This window comes from Fibrobacterota bacterium (assembly GCA_019509785.1).
Lineage (GTDB): Bacteria > Fibrobacterota > Fibrobacteria > UBA11236 > UBA11236 > Chersky-265.
Map to the genome: position 1 here is coordinate 1 of JAEKLQ010000057.1, position 21,124 is coordinate 21,124.

Annotated in this window: 18 protein-coding genes; 10 read left to right on the top strand and 8 right to left on the bottom strand. The window is 61.1% G+C overall.

Features of this window, described 5'->3' with window-relative positions; all coding sequences use genetic code 11:
* Positions 1 to 1,425 precede the first annotated feature (1,425 nt).
* From ndk to JF616_17105, 4 genes are read left to right on the top strand one after another with little or no spacing between them, the layout of a single operon-like run.
* On the top strand, positions 1,426 to 1,866 hold the full coding sequence (ndk, locus tag JF616_17090; protein MBW8889474.1) for a nucleoside-diphosphate kinase: 441 nt from the start codon (positions 1,426 to 1,428) through the stop codon (positions 1,864 to 1,866).
* Between the two features lie 39 nt (positions 1,867 to 1,905).
* Positions 1,906 to 2,427: a gamma carbonic anhydrase family protein gene (locus JF616_17095; protein MBW8889475.1), complete on the top strand. Its 522-nt coding sequence runs from the start codon at positions 1,906 to 1,908 to the stop codon at positions 2,425 to 2,427.
* Complete coding sequence (locus JF616_17100; protein ID MBW8889476.1) at positions 2,415 to 3,017, top strand: YdcF family protein; 603 nt, start codon at positions 2,415 to 2,417, stop codon at positions 3,015 to 3,017. Before JF616_17095 ends, JF616_17100 begins: the two co-directional genes overlap by 13 nt.
* Positions 3,007 to 4,059, top strand: a complete 1,053-nt coding sequence (locus JF616_17105; GenBank protein MBW8889477.1) for a hypothetical protein — start codon at positions 3,007 to 3,009, stop codon at positions 4,057 to 4,059. Before JF616_17100 ends, JF616_17105 begins: the two co-directional genes overlap by 11 nt.
* Here JF616_17105 and JF616_17110 read toward each other — a convergent pair.
* Entirely contained in the window at positions 4,046 to 4,903 is an 858-nt protein-coding gene (locus tag JF616_17110; protein ID MBW8889478.1) for a hypothetical protein, read from the bottom strand. The genes JF616_17105 and JF616_17110 overlap by 14 nt on opposite strands.
* Positions 4,900 to 6,477, bottom strand: a complete 1,578-nt coding sequence (locus JF616_17115) for a glycerol-3-phosphate dehydrogenase/oxidase (GenBank protein ID MBW8889479.1) — start codon at positions 6,475 to 6,477, stop codon at positions 4,900 to 4,902. Before JF616_17115 ends, JF616_17110 begins: the two co-directional genes overlap by 4 nt.
* A 97-nt stretch (positions 6,478 to 6,574) precedes the next feature.
* Here JF616_17115 and JF616_17120 point away from each other — a divergent pair, with 97 nt between their 5' ends.
* The 5 genes from JF616_17120 (at position 6,575) to JF616_17140 (ending at position 13,568) form a co-directional block, all read left to right on the top strand.
* The gene (locus JF616_17120) at positions 6,575 to 7,804 is read left to right on the top strand and encodes a peptidylprolyl isomerase (GenBank protein ID MBW8889480.1); all 1,230 of its coding nucleotides are present in this window, start codon (positions 6,575 to 6,577) and stop codon (positions 7,802 to 7,804) included.
* A gap of 19 nt (positions 7,805 to 7,823) precedes the next feature.
* Positions 7,824 to 9,881 (top strand): protein kinase, encoded by a 2,058-nt coding sequence (locus JF616_17125; GenBank protein ID MBW8889481.1) that lies wholly within the window; start codon positions 7,824 to 7,826, stop codon positions 9,879 to 9,881.
* 131 nt (positions 9,882 to 10,012) lie between these two features.
* Entirely contained in the window at positions 10,013 to 10,456 is a 444-nt protein-coding gene (gene rplU, locus JF616_17130) for a 50S ribosomal protein L21 (protein ID MBW8889482.1), read from the top strand.
* A 33-nt stretch (positions 10,457 to 10,489) separates the two neighbouring features.
* The gene (gene rpmA, locus JF616_17135) at positions 10,490 to 10,768 is read left to right on the top strand and encodes a 50S ribosomal protein L27 (GenBank protein ID MBW8889483.1); all 279 of its coding nucleotides are present in this window, start codon (positions 10,490 to 10,492) and stop codon (positions 10,766 to 10,768) included.
* Positions 10,769 to 10,931: 163 nt separating this feature from the next.
* Complete coding sequence (locus tag JF616_17140) at positions 10,932 to 13,568, top strand: SUMF1/EgtB/PvdO family nonheme iron enzyme (GenBank protein MBW8889484.1); 2,637 nt, start codon at positions 10,932 to 10,934, stop codon at positions 13,566 to 13,568.
* On the opposite strand, the gene JF616_17145 is transcribed toward JF616_17140, so the two are convergent.
* Genes JF616_17145 through JF616_17155 form a run of 3 tightly spaced genes read right to left on the bottom strand, consistent with a single transcriptional unit; the run spans position 13,559 to position 16,377 of the window.
* On the bottom strand, positions 13,559 to 14,707 hold the full coding sequence (locus JF616_17145) for an A/G-specific adenine glycosylase (GenBank protein ID MBW8889485.1): 1,149 nt from the start codon (positions 14,705 to 14,707) through the stop codon (positions 13,559 to 13,561). The genes JF616_17140 and JF616_17145 overlap by 10 nt on opposite strands.
* A 7-nt stretch (positions 14,708 to 14,714) precedes the next feature.
* Positions 14,715 to 15,893, bottom strand: a complete 1,179-nt coding sequence (locus JF616_17150; GenBank protein ID MBW8889486.1) for an aminotransferase class V-fold PLP-dependent enzyme — start codon at positions 15,891 to 15,893, stop codon at positions 14,715 to 14,717.
* A 4-nt stretch (positions 15,894 to 15,897) separates the two neighbouring features.
* Positions 15,898 to 16,377 (bottom strand): hypothetical protein, encoded by a 480-nt coding sequence (locus tag JF616_17155; protein MBW8889487.1) that lies wholly within the window; start codon positions 16,375 to 16,377, stop codon positions 15,898 to 15,900.
* A 144-nt stretch (positions 16,378 to 16,521) separates the two neighbouring features.
* Here JF616_17155 and JF616_17160 point away from each other — a divergent pair, with 144 nt between their 5' ends.
* Positions 16,522 to 17,451, top strand: coding sequence for a hypothetical protein (locus JF616_17160; GenBank protein ID MBW8889488.1), 930 nt, complete (start codon positions 16,522 to 16,524; stop codon positions 17,449 to 17,451).
* A gap of 28 nt (positions 17,452 to 17,479) precedes the next feature.
* On the opposite strand, the gene JF616_17165 is transcribed toward JF616_17160, so the two are convergent.
* From JF616_17165 to JF616_17175, 3 genes are all read right to left on the bottom strand, one after another.
* Entirely contained in the window at positions 17,480 to 18,340 is an 861-nt protein-coding gene (locus tag JF616_17165; GenBank protein ID MBW8889489.1) for an outer membrane lipoprotein-sorting protein, read from the bottom strand.
* A 251-nt stretch (positions 18,341 to 18,591) separates the two neighbouring features.
* Positions 18,592 to 19,704 carry a recombinase RecA gene (gene recA / locus JF616_17170; GenBank protein MBW8889490.1) on the bottom strand — a complete coding sequence of 371 codons (1,113 nt, stop codon included), beginning with the start codon at positions 19,702 to 19,704 and terminating at the stop codon, positions 18,592 to 18,594.
* Positions 19,705 to 19,812: 108 nt separating this feature from the next.
* Positions 19,813 to 21,090 (bottom strand): nicotinamide-nucleotide amidohydrolase family protein, encoded by a 1,278-nt coding sequence (locus JF616_17175; GenBank protein MBW8889491.1) that lies wholly within the window; start codon positions 21,088 to 21,090, stop codon positions 19,813 to 19,815.
* Positions 21,091 to 21,124 lie beyond the last annotated feature (34 nt).

The window sequence follows — 21,124 nt, forward strand, 5'->3', positions numbered from 1 at the left end:
GTATTCGGCGAAATGCATTTTTGGTCTTGCCTCCTATTGCCCCCGAAACACTCCTATGGTGGAATTGGATAAAGTCACCCACTACAGACCATTGGGAAGCTTCCTTGGGCCTGCAACCAGTGGCCAAAAGGAAAATAGCCGTTAGGTAATTGGCCCTAGCCGCTTCGCTCCCTCCGGGTCTAAGTGCCCGGTCCTTTAAGCATTCGAAGAGGGCCAGCACTTGAGGCAAGGGTAATGGATAGTTCCGATGCCCAGAGGTAGGGGCATGGGATTCCATCTTGGAGAGAGTCACCCCGTCCATGGGATTAAACCCTATCCACCTTTTCCGAGTTGCATAGTGGCACACGTTTCGGAAGTAGGTTAGCTCCTTATTGAGAAGAGATTTTGTATTGGGTTGCCCTTTTGTCCCGCCTAGCTTCCGTGGCTTCCTCCAAGCGATGTACCCTTTCCCGTGGTCGAATTGGCCTAGGGCCTCAATCCCCTGGACTTGGCAATACATGGCCCATAAATCCCCGAACCGATGTAGGGCTTGGACCGTGACTAACTTGACTCTTACCGTTCGATGCTGATGGGCCGGAATGCGGTCTAGGAGATCCGCTAGGGCCTTTATTGGAACCTTGGCCCCCTTTCCTTCCATAAGCGTTCCACGGGTCACTAAGAGGCTTAGAAGGACTTTTATCCGGTCCTCGTTTCCAAGGAAGCTCGGGAAGTACGGGGCATAGTGATCAAGGGCTTGGGTCCGGTTGTATTCGGCAATGGTTTCCCGGACTGTGACGGGCTTAGGCTGTATGGTTGGTACAGGGGCCAAGATTGGCTTTGGGGCTTCCCCTCCTAGTTCGGATAGGTGGTCCGCTAGAACGTCCTTCCAAAGCCTTCTATCCCTTCGTAGCATGGCCTTTATTACCCGGCCCATCCACTTGGGGGAAATGGCCCTTCTTTGTCCCTCAGTCAGGGACAGGTTAAAGACAAAATCATGGGCCTGTAAGGCGATTGCATGGGCACTAGGCTCCTTGGTTCCTATGCCATAGACTAGGGCCTTTCCGATGTACGGCGCGGCCTTGTGGTCTCGTATCCGGTTGAGGTTGAATATTGAAGCCATGGAACCTTTCCAGGTGCCGGAATAGTACCGGCGGGAATAGGATGACCATGGGCCGTATTGGCTTACTTCGGGTTTTCTATGAAGAGGAAGGCGGTTAACCAGGCTTGGGAAGCAAAAGCTCTACCAACTGAGCTAAATCCGCACGTGCCCCGGATCTTCGGCGGCTCGGATAATATAGACTGCCCAAGTGGATTTGGAAACGTCCTCGGGCTCGACGGTAATGCCCGGGCAATGCGGCTGGCGTTGGCCCCGGCTGGCTCAATTTTCCAAATTCACGGGGAGTTATTAACTTAGGTGCCGAACCAAAGAAACGGAAATCGACTATCATGGAATCCACTCTCGTCATTATCAAGCCCAACGGCGTTAAAGGCGGCATCATCGGGGAGATCATCTCCCGCTACGAGAAGGCGCGCTTGTCCGTTTCGGCGATCCAGATCAAGAGCTTGAGCAAGGCCGAGGCCGAAGGCTTCTATGCCGAGCACAAGGAGAGGGGATTCTTCGGGGAACTGGTTGGCTTCATGACCTCGGGCCCGGTCGTTCTGCTGGCCCTGTCGGGCGAGAAGGCCGTGGAGAAGGTACGCACCATCAACGGCGCAACCAATCCCGCCAATGCCTCCGCGGGCACAATCCGCCACGATTTCGCGCCGAACACCGGCGAAAACATCGTACACTCGTCGGACTCGGCCGTCAGCGCCGCCCGCGAGATCGCCTATTGGTTCGAAAAGACGGCGATAATCTCGTATCCCGCCTATTCCTACGTGAAGTGATCCGCCGGCGCCGCCGCGCCGCCGCCGTGGGGGTGCCTTGTGATACACGCATTCGGCGATAGCCAGCCGGCCTTAGGGCCCAGGGTTTTCGTCGCCCCCAGCGCCGACGTCATCGGCCGGGTGGAATTAGGCGAAGACGCCTCCATCTTTTTCCAATGCGTGCTGCGGGCCGATATCAATTTCATCCGCGTGGGCCCGCGCAGCAACGTCCAAGACCATACCACCATCCACGTCGCCAGCGATCTCGGGACGACCTTGGGCGCGGATGTTTCCGTAGGCCATGGCTGTACCATCCATGCTTGCACCGTGGGCGATCGCGTATTGGTGGGGATGGGCAGCATCATCATGGACGGCGCGGTGGTGGGGGACGATTGCCTGATCGCGGCGGGCAGCCTGCTGCCCAAGGGAAAGGCCTACCAGGCCGGCACCTTGATCATGGGCAACCCCGCCAAGCCCGTCAGAGGACTCTCCGCCGATGAGATCGCAGGCTTGGCAAAGCTGGCCCACAAGTACGTGAACGTGAAGGACGTTTACCTGCATTCGCGACCATGGCCTGGTTGAAATCCCTCGGCGTCTTCGCCCTCTTATTGATCGTCGGCGCCTGGGTCATCAACGCCTACGTGGTCGTGAAAGGCAAGGGCCGCACGTTCCAGGCCGCCGAAGATGCTCCCGCGGTAGATGCGGTCATCGTGCCGGGCGCCAGCGTGTACCGATCAGGCAGGCTCTCGCCCGTATTGCGCCAGCGCATGGAAGGGGCGCTGCGCTACCTCGCCTTGCACAAGGGCGTCAAACTGATCCTTTCCGGCCACGCCATCCCCCACGGGTATAGCGAAACCACCGCTATGGTGGAATTCGCGCGCGCCAACGCCGTTCCGGAAAAGGATATCATGGTGGACGACAGGGGGCGTAGCACCTATGTTACCCTGCTCAATTTCCGGCGCGCCTCGCCGCTTCGCCGCATCCTGATCGTGAGCCAGGACTACCACCTTCCCAGGGCCCTGTACATCGCGCAAGCCATGGGATTCGAATCGGCCGGGTTGGTGGTGAGCGAGGATGCCGCGCAATCCGGTAACATGCCCTTCCGCGAATACTTCACCCGCCTCAAGGACTTCCTCTTGCTGCGCGTGTCGGGATGGTTCAATGCCAATTGAACCGGAATCCGTCCTCCTTTCCGCGGGAGGGCGCGGTCCCCGGCGCCGGGGCGCAGTCGGCAAGGTAGACATCGCCTTCCTGATCAATCCCATCTCGGGCGGCGGCATCGGCAAGCGCGTCTTCCATCAATTGCCCGAGATCATGGCTTCCTTCGGCTTCGCGCCGGGCGCCTGGCGAGCCGAGTTGACCGAGGCCGGGCGTCTCGAAGAGCAGACGGACGGGCTGCTGGAGTCGGCGCGTAAGGTCATCGCCGTGGGCGGCGACGGGACCATCGGCTTCGTGCTCAGCCGCCTGCGCCTCCGGGATCTGGGCGACACGGAGATCGGCCTCATCCCCCTCGGGACCGGGAACGATCTGGGCCGCGCCCTGGGCATCTTCCGCATCTACAATGAGCGCGGCCTGTTGGCATGCGTGAAGCGGTTGCTCAAGGCGCAATGCGCGCGTTTCGATTTGTGGGACATCAACGGGCGGCTCACCATGGCCTCGTACGTGAGCTTAGGGATGGATGCGGCCGTGCTGCACGACTTCGACGTCGCCCGCAAGGCGGGCAAAATCCCCAAGGGTTCGCTGTTCAATAAGCTGTATTACATGAAGGCCTTCATGGCGCGGGCCACCGGCCGCATCTCGGGACGATGCACCTTGGTGCTGGGCCTGGAGGGCGGTGAGCAGCGTATCGAACTCACGGGCGGCATCTGCTGCGTGATCGCAAATATCAATTCCTACGCGGCCGGCGCGCGCCTCTTCCCTTCCGCCCGCTTCGACGACGGCCTCCTGGAGGTCGCGGTTTTCGATCGGCTCTGGAAGTTCTCCTCGTTGGTAGGGGTCACGCGATTGATTCCGCGTTTCGCCAAGCTGATGGGCCCCCGCGTCCGCCTATACCAGGCCCGCAGCGTGGAAATCCAAGGCGGGACCGGGGAGTTCTGCCAGGTCGATGGCGAAGACGTCACCGCCTACCTGGCGGAGGCCGGGAGCCTGCGTATCCTTCCTTCCCGGCAAGTGCAATTGCTCGATCTGCGCCGGGAATCCTTCAGTCTGTTTTAGACGACCAGGATTCCTGGTCTGCTTTGATCAGCAGTTCCACGTCATCCGCCACCAGCCCGCGCACCCCGGCCGACAATGCCGCCTTGAACTCCTTCTCCCCATGGATATCCCAGATGAGGAAGGTCCCGGAATCGGGAACATCCGGGTCTTGGCGGGTCAGCAGATCGACTTGGGAAGGCCGCACGGGGGCCTGGCGCGCGTTCCGATCGGCCACGTCCCTGCGCTCGCGAATGTAGCGGCGGAATATGTCCCAGGATACCGAGAAGTGGCGGATGGCCACCGCGGTCTCGGCGTCTTCGCCGGAATGGACTTCGCGGAAGCGCGCATAATCCTCGAAGATGCCCCCCAGGATCGGGAAGAGCCTTTCCTTCGATATAAAGCGCAAGATGCCGCCATGGAAGCTGGCCATGAAGGTATCGGGATGGGCGCCCGCCGCCTTCGCCATACGGGCGCATTTCTCGGCCAAGGTCTCGATATAGCCTTGGTTCTTCTCGACCGCCTTCGGGATTTTCAGTTCCAGGTAAAATGGCTTGCGGCCGAACTCCGCGAGGAACTGCTCCAAGCTGGGCATGCGGTAAGCCGGGGACGAGGCGCGCCCGGGCTTCCAGCGTAGGGCCATCTTTTGTAGTTCTTCCCAAGTCAGATCGAAGACGGATTCGCCCCGGCCCGCCAGGCGATGGCAATCGTCATCGTGGAATACCACCGGCACGCCGTCCCGGCTCAGTTGCACGTCGAACTCGACCATGTCGCATCCCGCCGCGTAGGCCGCGCGAAACGCCTCCAAGGTGTTTTCCAAATGCGAGTCGTGCCGTCCCCGATGCGCGACCTTCCAGAAATCGCTCATTTTCCGCCGCCCCCCGCCGATGCCGCCGTATGCCGGTTAGCTCGCAGGAAAGCGGGATAATCCGCTTCGATCCCCAAGGCCGAAATTCCGGGAGTGCGGGTCCTGAAGAAGGCATCCACCCGATCGAGGCACTCGGTCCCGCCGCCCCGGGTGAAATACGCGTCGGTGCGGCGACGCAGGAAATCCTCGGAGGTGCGGGCCCACTCTTTCTCCGCGGCCCATGCCAGCTCTCCGGTCAGCAGGCCGTAGGGGCCCGGCAGCCTTTCGCGCCGCGCCGCTTCACCGGATACGAATTCGGCCAGTTCCAGCGCCCGCTTGCCGTAACGGCGCAGCCAAGCCGCGGCCACGGGCTCGTCGGCGAAGGGATAGGCCATTAATCCGCGCCTCACCGCATCGCGCTCTTGCGTGTCCTTCCACGCCCCGGGAAGTGGCCTCGGCTTGATGTCCTTAATGGATGCCTTTTTACCGAGGATGTGCTTCAGGAAGGCATCGGCGAAGCTGCGATGGGTCGTGTATTTCCCGCCGACCCCAGAATACACCTTGTCACGCAAGGTATGGAATTCGTGTTCGCGGCTCAGGCCCACGGTGGAACCCTTCCCGCTACGAGCCAAGGGGCGGATTCCGGTGATGGTGCAGATGATATCGGGTTTCCAATCCGGGAAGTAAGTCGCCGCCAGCCGCAGCAATTCGCCGATCTCCGCTTCCCGCGGAACGGCGGGCCCGGCGGGGATTTCCTCCAGTTCGGTCTCCGTGGTTCCAATCAGATGCTTCCCCTTCCATGGCACGACGAAGAAATAGCGTTTGGATCCCGGCACCGGCAGGATGAAGCAGGAGCGCGAGGGCAGCCCGTCCGCGATCAGATGGATGCCTTGGGACAACCGCACCTGGGGAGCGCTGCCCGGGAAGGCGGAAGCGATGACCTGATCGGTCCAGGGCCCGGCCACGATGGCCACCTGGCGGGCCCGGTGGACGATCTCCTTCCCCGTCAAACGGTCGGACACCGTCACTTCCATGCGACCGTCACCTGCGGGTTCCGCCCCCTGGAAAGATTGGTAGTTGCTGATACGGGCGCCCAAGGACGCCGCGTCCGCCAGGTTTTCCATGACCAGGCGGGCATCGTCCATGACGCAGTCGGTATAGGCGTAGGCGCCGCAATCCTCCCCGGGCAGGAAGGCCGGCTCCAGGCGTCTCAGCTCGGCGGGCGGCACCCAGCGGTGCGCTTCCAAGCGGCGCCCCGCGGCCAGCAAATCGTACAAGGCCAATCCCGCTTTGATGATGGGGCGGGCGTGCCGGCCCAAGCGGGTGCTGGGAAAGAAAAAGCGCCGGGCTTCCACCAAGTGGGGCGCCAGGCCGAGCAAGGCGGCGCGCTCGCGCACCGCGTCTTTCACCAGGCCGAAATCGTATGTCTCGAGGTAACGCAGGCCGCCATGGAGTAGTTTCGAGGTATTGGTGCTCGCTCCCCGGCCGAAATCCCCGGCTTCGAACAAAGCGGTGGCCAGGCCGTTGAAAGCGGCTAAGCGGGCCAAGGCAGCGCCATTGATACCGCCCCCTACGATGATCAGATCGTAATCCAAGCTGCCTCGATCCCTTTCGCGGACATTTTCCTATTTTTCAAGGCGAATTGATTCCTAAATAACACGATTTTCCACTTTCTCACCAGGACAGGAGTCCATGCCCGTTTCCCTCCTCCGCTTCGTCATTACCGCCCTTTTGGCATGCGCCTGGGTCGGCGCCGCCGATGCGCCCCCAGCCGCGACCCCGACCGCCGCCGCCCCTGCGCCGCAAGCCGCCCCCGCCTCCAAGGATGCGCCCGCGCCCGTGAGCGCGCCTGTTGCGACGGATGCGGCCCCCGTGGATCCGGCTGCCGCGCCCGCTTCCCCTTCCGCCAATCCCCCCAAGGCCAAGACCCGCAAAGGCGGCGCGAAGGCTGCCAAAACGGCGAAGGGCCCGGCTTCGATCGTGATCACCGTCGGCCCCAACAAGATCTCGAAGAGCCAAATCGACACCTTGGCCGATCTGATGATCAACGCCCGTCATCAGGATGGTTCCGCGCCCCAGCGTGGCGAGCGCGAATATATCGCTAAAATGGTGGCCACCAACCTCATCGGGCAGGATTTGCTCGATCTGGAAGCCAAGCGCCTGAACGTGGTCGCGGATCAGAAATCCCTCGACTCCTTGTCGAGAGCCTTCCGCGCCAACTTCCCCAGCGATGAGGCCTATAAGCAGGCCTTACGCTCGGCCGGGGACACCGAAGCGGGCTTGCGCGAGAAGATGGCCCGCCAGATCAAGGCGGACAAGTTGCTGAACGCGCAGATGAGCCCGATGGAGCGGCCCTCCGAAAAGGAAATGCGGGATTTCTTCGCCGCCCACAAATCGGCCTTCCCCATCAACGATTCCCTGCGCGCCTGCCAAATCCTGTTCATGGTCGACGCCAATACCAGCGCCGGCGAGGCCGCGAAGAAGAAGAGCGAGCTGGAGTTGATCCGGGCGGATCTGGCCAAGGATACGGCGCGTATCGATGCGCTCCTCACCCGCTTCGTGATGAAGGCGCGCGAGATTTCCGATGGCCCCGAGAAAAAGGATGGCGGCGATCTGCAACGCTTCCTGCCTGGCGATTTCAACCCGGAGTTCAAGAAGCAAGTCACCGCCCTTAAAGTCGGCCAGATGTCGCCGGTGTTCCGCACCCCGCTCGGCTGGCACCTGGTCGTGCTGACGGAACGGAACGACGGGAAGTTCGAGAGCTACCAACTCCAAATCGCCCGCGCCCTGGTGACCGAGAAGGCTGCCAAGGCGGGTAAGGACCTGAAGAAATACCTCAAGACCCTGGCGGACCGCTACAAAGTCGCCTTCCTCGACGAGGGATACCGCGACAGCACCGTCGCGGGAGTCTACGAGCATTAAGGCAGGGTTCGGAGGCCGCATGGAAAGGACCTTGATCGCCCAAGACCAGCTGATCGGCGTGCGCTTCGAGAAGTGCGTGGTGGAAAAGCTGATCGGCCGCGGCGGTTATGGCCTTTCCTATCTCGCCTTCGACGGGGAGCTGCAAGAACATCGCGTCATCAAGGTCTCCCAGGATTCGGGCCTGGACGAAGCGACGCGCCGCCGCCACCTCAAGACCTTCCTGGAGGAAGGCCTCATCCTCAGCCGCCTCAAGCATCCGCAGATCGTGACCCTGCGCGGTCAGGGGGACAAGCACGGCCATCGCTACATGATCCTGGATTACATCCAGGGCTATAGCCTCCGCGCCATCCTCGATGCCGTGGGGCAGCGCCAAGTCGCCCTCGGGTGCGCTTGGCAGGACCTGATGGATCCCATCACCGCATCGGCCCTGATCCTTTCGGCCCTCTATCCGCTGGAGTACGCCCACCGCGCCAACGTGCATCTTCCCGATCGAGAGATCTTCGGCGTGGCCCATCGGGACATCTCCCCCGGGAACCTGATCCTGGGCGTGAAGGGGAACGAGAAAGGGCGCCTGGTGCTTATCGATTTCGGCACGGCCAAAACGGCCCTGAACGAGAACGTCACCGTCGATCAGAACCTGGTCGGAACCATTCCCTATATGGGGAAGGCGCGACTGCAGAAGGCCAACTCGCCGGAAGAGCGCGCGCTGCACCAGGAGTTCTGGAAGGACTTCCGCGAGACCCAGCACGACATCCACGCCATCGGCGTGCTCTACTACCAACTGCTCACGGGCCGGCTCCCGTTCTACGGCGAGACGACGCCGCAAATCATCGTCAAGATCCTGGATCGCGAAGCCTACACCCAGTGCCACCTGGACATCGCTTCCGCGCATCCCTATGCTTCCGGGGTCTTGAGGAAATGCCTGGCCTGGAACGATTTCAATCTCCCCCTTTCCGAGCAGGAATACCAGTACCCGGACGCGGCCGCCATGCGCCCCGAGATGGAAGAGGTCTTCCATTCCCTCTCTGGAGGCAGATCTGTTAACGACGTTCTCATCGCATTGGGCAAGCGCATGGCCCATCCGGAAGCCCTGGCCCCCGCGGAGGAAGGCGCCAAGGCCAAGAGCGGAACGGCCTCCACGGGATCGCTGTCCATGCCCGTGGTCCCGCAGCGCACTTCCGAAATGTTGCGCGCCCTGCCTTATCCGGTGAAGAAGCGCTCGCCTTGGCCCTACTTCGCCTTGGGCGCGGGATTATTGGTGATCGCCCTGGGGGCCGCATGGCGCTTCGCCCCCAGGCACTCCGACCTTTTCGCAAGGGCCAAGTCGGAACCCGGTCCATCCACGCACTCGTCCCCCCTTCCCGCATCCGCCCAACCCGTCACCGCGGTTCCGGCCTCCGGCACGCGAGCACCCGCCGCGCCGGCCGCGCGCCCCCTTCCCGCGCCTCGCGAAATCCTGGAGAACCTGGGCTCCGCGAAAGCGGCATCCCATCCGGATAAATCTTCCCGCCCCGCTCCGGCCTCCGCGAAACCCTCCTCCCGCCCGAACCCGGCAACCAAGGCCGCCCGCCCTGGCGGGAATTCCACCCTAACCCCGAATGCGGGCCGGGTCTCCCCGGGGGACGTCGCTCCCGAGGTCCCGCAGGTTGCCCCTTCCTCCGAAACCTCCGGGGAATTCGCCAAGGAGGAATTCGTGCAGGCTCAGACCCTGGTTCGCGAAGAGGATCCTTCCGCGTTCGAGCACATTAACGCCTTGTTGGCCAGGCATCCGGGATCGCCGGATCTCCGCCTGCTGAAATCCCAGGTGATTTTGCTGCGCAACCCCTCTTCGGCCGAGGCTCGCGGAGAGCTGTCGGCCTTGCAATCCGCACGGCCGGAATTCATGCATCCCGGCCTGTTCCATGAACAGTCGCTCTACCTCCTCTGGCAAGCGGATGCCGCCGCCTTCGAGGCCCAAAAAACCCCGGAGAACCGGGTCAGGCTGCTCAAATCCGCCAATGCTTACCTCTCCGAATACGGTTCGCTTCCCGCCTACCAGTCCAAGGTACAGGGAATCAAGGACCGCCTTCCGCGCTGAATCCGGCATTTGCGGAATACCGGCCTCGAACCTTTGAATTTCCAAGCGGTTTTGATAAATTAATGCGCCCGTTCGTATTGGCCCTGCCAGTACGGCGCCGGTTTCATTCAGAAGAGAGATAAAGGACTGCCATGTACTCTGTCATCGAATGCGGTGGATTCCAACATAAAGTCACCGTCGGGGAAACCCTGAAGCTTCCCAAAATGGACGTCAAGGTGGGCGACGTCGTCACCGTGTCCAACGTCCTCCTCTTCGCCGACGGCGGCACCATCCAGGTCGGCGCTCCGCTCGTTTCCGGCGCGGCCGTAACGCTTGAGGTCCTCAACCAGGGCAAGGCCGACAAGGTCATCTCCTTCAAGCGCAAGCAGCGGAAGCGCTACCGCCGCACCGTCGGCCATCGCCAACAGTTCACCGAAGTTCTCGTGACCGGGATCGCATCCGGCTCCGCCAAGGCCAACGTCGATGAGAAGGCCAAGATCCGCGCCCGGGCCCGCATCACGGCCCTCGAAGCGCGCAAGGTCCAGCAACCGAAGGTAACCCGCGCGCAAAAGATCGCCGCGGCCCAAGCCAAGTAAGCATTAGCCAGGGAAGATAAGGGAAAACATCACATGGCACATAAAAAAGGTCTAGGCAGCACTCGTAACGGCCGCGATTCCAATCCGAAGTACCGTGGCGTGAAAAAGTTCGGCGGCGAAACCGTCATCCCCGGGAACATCATCCTTCGCCAGAAGGGGACCCGCTGGCATCCGGGCCATAACGTCGGCATCGGCAGGGACTTCACCATCTACTCCCTGATCGAGGGCCAGGTGAAGTTCGAGCGCTACGGGAAAGATCGCCAGAAGGTCAGCGTCTATCCTGCGGTCGCCGTAGCGGCCGCCGCGGCCTAATCCACAGGCTCCCCAAACATCTCTACGTGAAAAGGCTTCCTTCCGGAAGCCTTTTTTCATTCCTTTCCGGAATGGCTGCCGCTTTCCGGGATCCCCATTCTTTATATCTTACTCGGCGATGCGCCTAGGCTTTAAATGCATTGCCTCGTTCGGCTTGGGCGCCTTGCTATTGAGCTGCACCTCCGAGCCCAGCGGAGTAAATCTGGACATCTTCCGCAGCCCTAGCCTATTCCGCGCCGATACCACGGCCTCCGATCATCCCTTCTGCGATCAAACCAACCCCGTCGGTACCCCCGCTGCCTGTAAACAAGAGCATAAGTACAAGCTGACCTGGTTGCGGCCGGAAGATACCGCGAACTTCCAGGGTTACCGCATCTATTTCGACACCGTCCCCGATGACAAGAAGTGGGCGGATGTCCAGAAACATCCCGAATTGGCCTCGGTCATCGTCCACCGCTCTCCGGTGAATGACAGCCTGGTTTTCGTCTTCACTAGCGACCGCAAAACCCTTCCCGATACCTTGCTCCCGGGCCAGGATCGAATCGTGGCGCTCGATAGCAACGGCCGCGCGGAGCTCAGCACGGGAAAACTGGTTTTCGCCCTGGTCCCGGTGTATAGCGGGAGCGGAGCCCAAGGCCAGCCTCAGTACGCGTACTTCGTCACTACGGATCGTCAGGCTCCGGACGTGTTCCGTCCGGATATCCGGCCTCTGCCCCACGGTCTCCGCATCGCTTGGGAGCGGCCCACCGATCGGGTGAGTTTCTTCGACCCCGGCTTGGATACGGGAGTCATCAAGGGGTACCGCCTGGAGTTGGGCTTGGACGGACGCATAACCGCCAATCGCCTGAATAGCTTCCAGCCTAAGCTCAAATCCTATCGCATGGGCGGCTCGGATAGTACGGCGGCCGTTCTGGATAGCCTGGAGCTCAAGAATGGCGTCCCCGACAAGATGCTCTTCAAACTCCCGGACGGCCATCGCTCGGCCAAACACACGCATCCCGATGCCACCGACAGCATGTACGTGGAGATCGAGGGTATGTTCCCGCAGGATACCCTGACCGTGCAGCTTTGGGCCATCGATAGCGCGGGCAATTCCAATGACAGCGCGATGTCGCCGGTCTCCATACGCACGACCGATACCACCCAGCCTTCGACGCCCAAGCTCGGTTTCGACTCCCTTTCGCTGAACGGTTTCACCATTACATGGTTGGCCGCGCGGGATTCCGTGGCCGGCCCCGGCGGCCTGACGGAGGCCGATCACCCCAACGCGAACATCATGGATTACCGGCTGACCCGCACCATGGTCCGGGCGCCCGGCGAGCGGACCACCAGCCTGGACCGGATGGACACCATAGTTCAGGATTCCTTGGTCCCGACGCGATCGCAGTTCCGCATCCCGGTCCGGTTCCTACCGCCGGGCGCGACCTATCATATGACCTTGTTCGCCGAAGACAGTTCGGGTTATCCTTCGCAGATCGATACCATGAACGTTACCACCCCGAAGGTCGCCTTCGCCGATACCGACAGCGTACTCACTTGTCCGCCGGGATTCATCCCTATGCCGCGCGGGAAATTCCAGCTGGGTTCGAACGCTTTCCCGGGTTCGGACGAAACGCCCCCGCGCATCGCGGCCATGGCGCCCTACTGCATCGAACCCTACGAGCATCGCGACTCCACCGGGCAACGCTTCGTCTCCAACGTGACCTACGAACAAGCCGAAGCCATCTGCGAAGCCATCAGTCCCGAATTCGCGACCAAGCTTTGCAGCGAAGCGGAATGGGAACGCGCTTGCGAAGGGCCCACCGCCGACTCGGCCTTGGCCCTGCGCCACGGGATCCAATCCGAGACCAATGATCCTTCCATTTTGCAGGCCAGTTGCAATCAGGCCACCAATGATTCGGATATGGCCTTCAATTTCTCCTTGCGCAATCCCATCTGCCTCACCACCGAAGGAGTATACGACATGGCCGGCAATTTGTCCGAGTGGGTGCGGGATACGTATTTCCCGAACGCTTACAATAGCTTATCTGGGGACACCTTGCGCCTGGATCACGGCACCGTCTTCGCGGACTCGGGAGAACGCCCGCCGCACTCCCTGCGCGGCGGCAATTACCTGAAACCCGACCGCCTGCAATTATCGGCCGTGCAAAACCTGGCGCGCTGCTCCAATCGGGATTTCCCGGAACAAGTACGGCCCGTGTACCGGGACAGTTGCCTCAGCGAGGATAAGCCCAGGCTCGTGGTGATCTTCGGCACGGGATTGGATGGGCACCGCTGCTTTACACCGAAGGATGTTTTCCTGGACCCGGACGTTACGGACTTGCGCCCGGCGCCCCGCATAGATACGGCCATCCTGGCATTCCATCGCGGCTCCACGAAAGTGGACACGCAACGCTTTAGCCCGGACTCCACCTTCCGTGGGAAAAAACCCACCTCGGCGAAACTCACGACCAAGACCCTCGCGGTCGTCAAGTTCGAGAGGATCTTGCCTATCTCCGCGCAGGACAGCGTTTACGACGATACCTTGGACGCCACCGAATTCCTGGACACGACGCAGGCGGGTTTGGCGAAAATCTTCCAGCGGGAGGCTTCGAACTCCGAATGGACGGTCCATAAGGAAGACGGAAAGTTCGCGATCAAATATCTCTACGCGTACACGCAATTGGGAAGCAAGCCTGCCCTGCCCTACTACTCCAATCGCGCCATCGGATTCCGTTGCTGTAGCTTGGCGGCCAAAAAAGTTGTTCCTACCGATTCCGTCGCCGGCCCCTCAGCGATGAGCGCAGCACTTCATCGATGAGGGCTGACGAGATCCCCCAGCGAGCGCCAAATCTTCCGCGGTAAAGAACTAACCAGCAACCGGCCCAAGTCTTCCTCCGCGACCCAGGCATAGCCTTCCGGGAGGATGCTCGCGGCTTTCCGCGCCTCTACGCTTGCCTCCGCCACGCGAACGCGATAGCGGTAATGGGTGATGCCATGGGACACGGTGGCGGGACGGGGCTTTAGGTGGGCGCCCGCCAGGCCGGGTAATGCCGCCTTCCATGCTTCCCTCAGGCCCGTCCAATCCGGAACCGCGAAGAACGGGAAGTTGACCAGGCCCGCCAAGCGTTCGGACTTGCCCGCCGTGTAAAGCAGGACTTCGCGGCCCTTCCCCGCGTTCCGATAGGCGGCGACCGCGTAGCCCTCCACGTCTACCCGGGCTTTACCTTCCTTGACTGGAGGCAAGGCCGCCTGGGTCCCCTCCTTGCGGGCCACGCAACCCGCGGCCAAAGGGCAATCGTCGCAGGCGGGATTGCGGGGGGTACAGATCAAAGCCCCCAGCTCCATCAACCCTTCATTGACCAATCCAGGCCGGTGGGCCTCGGCCCATTCACGGGCCTTGTCCCAATAGGCGGCACGGTTCGCCTTGGAATCGGGCAAGAAGGCCATACCGTACAGGCGGCTGAACACGCGGACCAGGTTCCCGTCCAGGATGGGTTCGGGGCGATCGAAGGCCAGGCTGGCGATGGCCCCCGCGGTGTATTCGCCGATGCCTTTCAACGCCATCAACCCTTCGCGGGAATCCGGAAAAACCCCTCCGCGCGAAGCGAGCTCCCGCGCAGTAACCAGGATGTTACGGGCGCGCGAGTAATACCCCAGCCCCGCCCAGGCTTCCAACACGTCCGCCTCGGCCGCGGCGGCCAGCGCGGCCACGTCCGGGAACCGCGCCATCCAGCGTTCGAAGTAGGGTACAACCGTAGCGACCTGGGTTTGCTGCAACATGATCTCGGCGATCCAGACCCGATAAGGATCACGCCGCGGCCCGCCGCCCGATTCGGAAAGGGCTTCCGGTGCGGAAAAGGGTTGGCGCCAAGGCAAATCGCGTTGGCCCGCGGAGAACCAGGCGGCCAGGGCCTCGGCTTCGCGTTCCACCTTCCCGGTCTTTAGGGCCGGCGGCATCGTTACTTCAAGCCTCAAAATCGGACATGGCGGCTACCACCGCATCGATCTGTCGCTCGGAAAGGTACACGTGGGGCGACAGGCGGATGCGTCCCAAGCGCGCTGCCGCGATAATTCCCCGGCCTTTGAGCGTCTTCACCGCGGCGATCGCGTCTTGACCCGGCCGGATCGCGCTTACGATGCCAGCGGCCGCATCGGGATAGGCGTCGGAATGGATGCCGTACCCGATTTCCCGTAAGCCCTCGGAAAGCCGCCGGGACAAGGCGCGGATGCGTTCCTGGACCCGGGCAAAGCCTAGCCCCTCGAGATAAGCGAGGCTGGCATCGAAGTACACCCAGTCGGTCATGCTTCCCGTGGAAAGCGTAAACCGGTCCGCCGTAGGTTTCCAGCCATGCTTATAAGGAAGATACTCCTGGTCGCCCGGAACCGATTCGGTGCCTTTGAAAACCGGCCGCAGGGATTCCAGATGATCGCCATCCACGTACATTACGCCTAGGCCCAGCGGGCCTAGCAGCCATTTCCATCCCGAGAACGCCATGTACCGGATACGCGCCGCCTTCACGTCCAGCTTCAGCAAACCGGCGCCTTGGGAGCCATCCACTACGAAGGCAGCGCCCCGCTCCGCGCAGAGCGCGCCCATTTCCGCCAGAGGCAAGGGCATCCCCGTGCACCAATGGACCGCGGAGAGGGCCACCACACGGACGCGGGGCCCGAGCGCATCCCGGAAGCCGGCGAGGAAGGCAGCGGGCGTTTCGGCCATGGGAATGGTTCGTAAGCGAACGCCTTTTTCCGCCCAATGCTCCCAAGGGTAAACGTTACTGGGATACTCGTTCTCCAGGAGCAGAATTTCGTCCCCGGGATCCAAGGACAGGCCATGGGAAATGAAATTCATCCCTTCCGAGGTATGGTGGATTAAGGCGATTTCTCCCGGCCGCGCGCCCAGCAAGGACTCGATGCGCCTTTGGATGGAAGCCCGGACGCCAACGTAGGACCAACCCTTGGCTTCCCCGCCCCTGAGACCGTACTCCTCAAGCCAAGCTCCGACCGCGCGCCGGATCGGATCGCCAACCGGCGTGGTGCCGCAATTGTTCAGCCAAATGAGATTGCGGTTGATCGGGAAATCGGCATGCACCCGGTCCCAATCCGCTTCGCTCGAAGCCGACGGGCCGGAATCCGAAGAGGCCATGGGATTAATTGGGGGTCGGGTTCCCGGCATTCCCGGCAGGGCTTCCGCCGCGCGGATCTCCGTACACCTTTTCGACTTTGTCGCCCTTGAAGGTGATACCCGTGATGAGATTGCCTTTGCTATTCACGTATTCCCAGTTTGTGTCGCCGCCGGTGGTGCGGTCCGGCGCGCCATAGAGCTGGAAAACCATCTCACGGGCCATGCCCACCTCCACGTACCCGTCGAGGAAGGCCTGCTTAACATTTTCCGGTATGCCGAACCCGTTCTGGATGATGTAGTCCTTGCGTTCCTCGGCCGGCAATCCGCGGGAAACCAGCGGACGGGTATAGCCAGTGGCGCAGGCGTCCAGGATAAGGCTGAAAACCACCGCCGAAACGAGTAGACCAGCGCCCGCCCAAAGCGGCAACCGGCGGGGCCTGTGGCCCGGACGCGACTCGGCGCCTTCCCGTTGCTTTCCCTTGGGGCCGGCTGGGTCGATGCTCATGCGATTCCTCCCTGCGATATATCTGAAAAGGCTTCCGGGAAAATATAAGAAGAGAACCCGCGGCCCGAAGGCCTCCTTCCCGATCACGGGCCCAAGGGGAATATTCTAGATTTTCAAGATACGCCTCGCGAGGAGTTGCCGAAGTTGCCCGTCCTCCTTCCCAGAATTTCCCGCATCTTCCTCATCCTGGCCCTGGCCGCGGCCGGCATCAGGAAAGCGCCCGCCGATACCGTTAAGCCCCTTTTGTTCGGGCCCTTCTTCATGAACCAGATCAGCATCACGGGAAGTCCGGCTGGCTATGATTACATCCTCACCAACGGCTTCTATCATTTCCAGGTCGGCTGGATCGAACCCATTGCGCAGGGGAATAGCGGCCTTTTCAGCGAAACATACTTCGAAACCGACGGAAACCTCAACGTTTCCCCCTTCACCTCGGACGTCGGCACCACCTTCAATCTGAAGCCCCTGCGGTACCTGGAACTCGGGCTCAGCTATAACCGCATGATGTTCCACAACTCCATGGTTTCATTCGCCAGCCCGAACGGCTTGCCGGACAAAAGGCTTTATCGTCCCGATGAGATCCTTTCTAGGCGCCAAGAATTGGGCGGCGCGGATATTTTCACCTACCATGCCAACTTCACGTTGGATATGGGACTGGCGCAATTCTATCTCTCGGGATCGCGCACTCTATGGGACATGGACGCGAAGGGCAAGGACTACGTGTACGAATACGGGGACGGTTTGCTGCTGTCCATACGCGACCGCGTGAACTACGCCATGGCCCAGACCACTTTCGATCTTCGGCCCCATTCCGTATTCCACAAAATGTCTTTCGTGGGGCTAGCCTTGAGGGATCAATACTGGGCCACGGAAACATCCAAACTCAAAAAGAATCTGGTATCGGGCGGGATTACCGGAATCCGCCTGGGACAGAATTCCCGTTTCCAGCGCCGCGGACTCGATTTAAGCCTGGGATATTGGACCCTCCACGATCAAATCCCTTCGGGGAATTTCGTGAAGTCGTGGGTGATCATCGCGGATTGGCAGTGGAACATCCACGTGCTTAAGATTTGATCGCTAGCGGCAATTCCGTATTTGGATCCTAATTCCGGGCCTCGCTCGATCCCTCGTCGGCGGATTCCGTTTCGGGAGAACCTTCGGTGCCCGGAGGAAGAACAAGAGGGTGCTTCTCCAAAAGACTCAGGCGCGCGTGCTCTTTGCGGGCCTGCGGCGGCTCGGAGAAGGAAAAATTCTTGAAGCACATCCTGAGGCTGGACAAGGAGTCGTTGTCCGCCAATCCCAGATCGGTCGCCAGCCATTTCCCGTCTAGCTCCTGGTAGGCTTTCACCGCCATGGTCTTCAAACGTTCCCCGTGGGTCCCGTAGAAAACCAAGCTCTTGACCAACACCGGGCTCTTGGATAATTCCACATCCAAGCGGCTGTAAAACGATTGGTACAGAGGCTTCAGCACTATGCTGATTTGATAGGTGGAATCGGTGATACGTAGGCTTTTGCAGGCGGAAAATTCCAAGAAGAAATCCGCCGGCAACTTGAGCATGTCTTCATAGGTGAGCAAGGTGCCGAACACGCCCTTCTTCCATTGCCGGTTGGCGATGCGCCGCACGCGATGCGTTTCTTCGTCCGTGATCCACTGTTCCTTGCCGAAATTCAGGCTCTTGTATTCGAACGCCTTGCGCGCCCCGGTAAGACAAAGCTTGCGCTCACCCAAATCGTCGGCGAACTCGGCGTAGCCTGCCAAGGAATCCTTGCCCGAAGTGAAATCGTCATGAACCATTTCCACCGTGGCCTGATACCGGCCATGGAATTGGTTTTCCAAAGCCTGAGTCAGAAGGGGACGTGCGATTTCATCCTGGCTCGTTCCGGCCGGCTCCGCGAAGGCCGAGCCGGTCCCTGTGATAGAGACGAATAGGATAAAGACTTTTAAATAGCGGATTGGCAGCATGCGAAATTCCAAATCTCGGGTAAACCGGGTCGCCGTTCCCTAAATTATATAATTCGGCACCCATCAGAAACCGCTATCCCGGTCGCAAAAAAGCCCGCAGATCCGCTATCTACGGGCTTTAACTCCAAGTGACGGGCGGCATGTAAGCGCTTGATCGAATGTATCCTTGCGCGCGGCCGAATTTCCGAGCCTCTCCAAGCCGGCTGAGGAGTGAGGAAGGCCATCTTTCCATGGCCTTCCTTTCCTGAATCTCACTCACCCTGGGCCGTAACCTCGATATTGTCCCAGGACTCGTCGGCGGGATTGCTGGATAGGCCCTTGCCGGCCTTCGTATCCGCCTGGCCCGCGGCCAAAGTCTGCCGGATCTTGAGTTCGATCTCCTCGGCCATGGCCCGGTTTTCCTTGAGAAAATCCCTGGCCTTCTCGCGGCCTTGACCGATGCGTTCCTTCCCGTAGGAGAACCAAGTCCCGCTCTTCTGCACGATCTCCATCTCCGTGGCCAAATCCAGAAGGCTGCCCTCGCGGGAGATACCGGTGCCGTAAAGGATGTCGAATTCGCATTGCTTGAAGGGCGCGGCCACCTTGTTCTTCACCACCTTCACCTTGGTACGGCTGCCGATCACCTCTTCCCCTTCCTTGAGGGAAGCGATCTTGCGGATATCCAGGCGCACCGAGGCGTAGAACTTCAAGGCGTTACCGCCGGTGGTGGTCTCCGGATTGCCGAACATCACGCCGATTTTCATGCGCAATTGGTTGATGAAGATAAGGCAGCAATGGGAGCGGTTCAGGATGCCGGTGAGCTTGCGAAGGGCTTGGGACATGAGGCGGGCCTGAAGCCCCATATGGGAATCGCCCATTTCGCCGTTGATTTCGGCCGCCGGCACCAAGGCCGCCACCGAATCAACCACGATCAGATCGATGGCTCCGCTACGGACCAAGGTTTCGCAAATGTCGAGGGCCTGCTCGCCGGTATCGGGCTGGGAGACCAACAGGTTATCGATATCCACGCCCAGTTTACGGGCGTATTGCGCGTCGAAGGCATGCTCGGCATCGATGAAGGCCGCCACGCCGCCGGCACGTTGAGCTTCCGCAATAGCGTGCAGGGTGAGGGTGGTCTTGCCCGAGGATTCCGGTCCAAAAATCTCGACGACGCGCCCCTTAGGTAGCCCGCCTATCCCAAGGCACATATCCAGCTGGATGCAGCCAGTGCTAATGGTCGGGATATCCATGGTCTCCTGGCTACCCAAGGTCATAATTGAACCCTTGCCGTGGTTCTTCTCGATTTGGGCCACGGCAGCGTCCAAAGCCCGCTTCTTGTTGGCGGTTTCTTCGGAAACGGGGGGAGAGGATTTTTTACTGGACATCATGAACTCCTTCTGGAAGGGAGGTGGAAAAGGCGCAGGTGGCCTTTGGGGAATATTTTAGAATATACTGCACATACGTGCAAGGGCATTTTTGGGTAGACGTGATGCTCATACCAGTTGTCCTGAGATCAAGAGCCGGAGTTGATTGAGCGCCCAATAAGCCGAGCGCCAGCGGATGGAATTCCGGTCGCCACGCAGCTTCACCAGGCGGGCATGGGCCCGCTCCTTGGAGGCGACGGCGATCCAAACGGTTCCCACAGACTTCTCCGGGGTACCTCCGGTGGGCCCGGCCACGCCGGTGACCGCGGCCGCGAAATCGGCGCCGGACCGCTCCCGACAGCCACGGGCCATGGCGAGGGCGGTCGCCTCCGAGACCGCGCCATGGGCGGCCAAGATGGCGGGATCGACCCCGAGCAAGTCGGTCTTGGCTTGATTGGAATAGGTGAGATAGCCCTGCCGGAAAACCTCGGAACTGCCCGAAGTTTCCGTAATCAAGAAACCCAGTCCCCCGCCGGTGCAGGATTCGGCTACGGACACCGTGGCTCCCTTGGCCTTGAGGGCGGACACCACGGCCTCGGGAAGGCTGAGGCCTCCCGCATCCACCAGGGATTCCCGCGGAATGGCCGCCAGCATGGAGGCCCAAGCCGCATCGAGCTCGGCGGCGCGTTGTTCCCGCTCCGCAGGAGAGCATAGGACGGAGAGACCCAAGTGCACGCCCCGCTCTTGGGGTAGACTCGAGAAGCGGAAACCCGCAGGCCAAGCGAGGGAAGCGAAAGCTTCGCGCTGCGCGCCTTCGGACCAAGCCCAGGTCCAGGCCTTTTTTTCGAGCAGGATCGAATCCCCGGTAAGGCCGGGAAGCACATGGAGACGGAACATGGCGTCCAGCTCGGCGGGAACTCCCGGGAAGGAATAAGCCGGAATGCCGTTGACTTCGAAGGCGAAGCCGCAGGCCGTACCCGCGGGGTTACGTAACGGGCGCGTTCCGTCCGGGACGAAAGCCTGGTTACGCTGCCCATCGGACAGCATCGGTTTCGGGCGGCCCACGAAAGCGGCCATCCCCCCGAGGAACTCCTCCAGCCAGGCCAGGGCTTCGGCGCTTTCGCGCAAGGGCTTGCCCAACCACGCCGCCACCGCCTGCCGGGTGAGATCATCGCGTGTCGGCCCCAGGCCGCCGGTGAGGATCAAGAGATCCGCGGGCGAAGGGGCATGCCGCCCAGAGGCCAAGTCCAAGGCGCGGCCGATATCCTCTTCATCGTCCGCGACGACCAGCGAGAAGGCCACGGCATGGCCCAAGGGCGACACGATGCGGGAAAGATCGAATTGATTGGTATTCAGGATCTTGCCGCCGAGCAGTTCGTCCCCGATATTGATTACGCCGATTCGCATGGAAGAAATATACCCTACCGCCGGGGACAGGAAG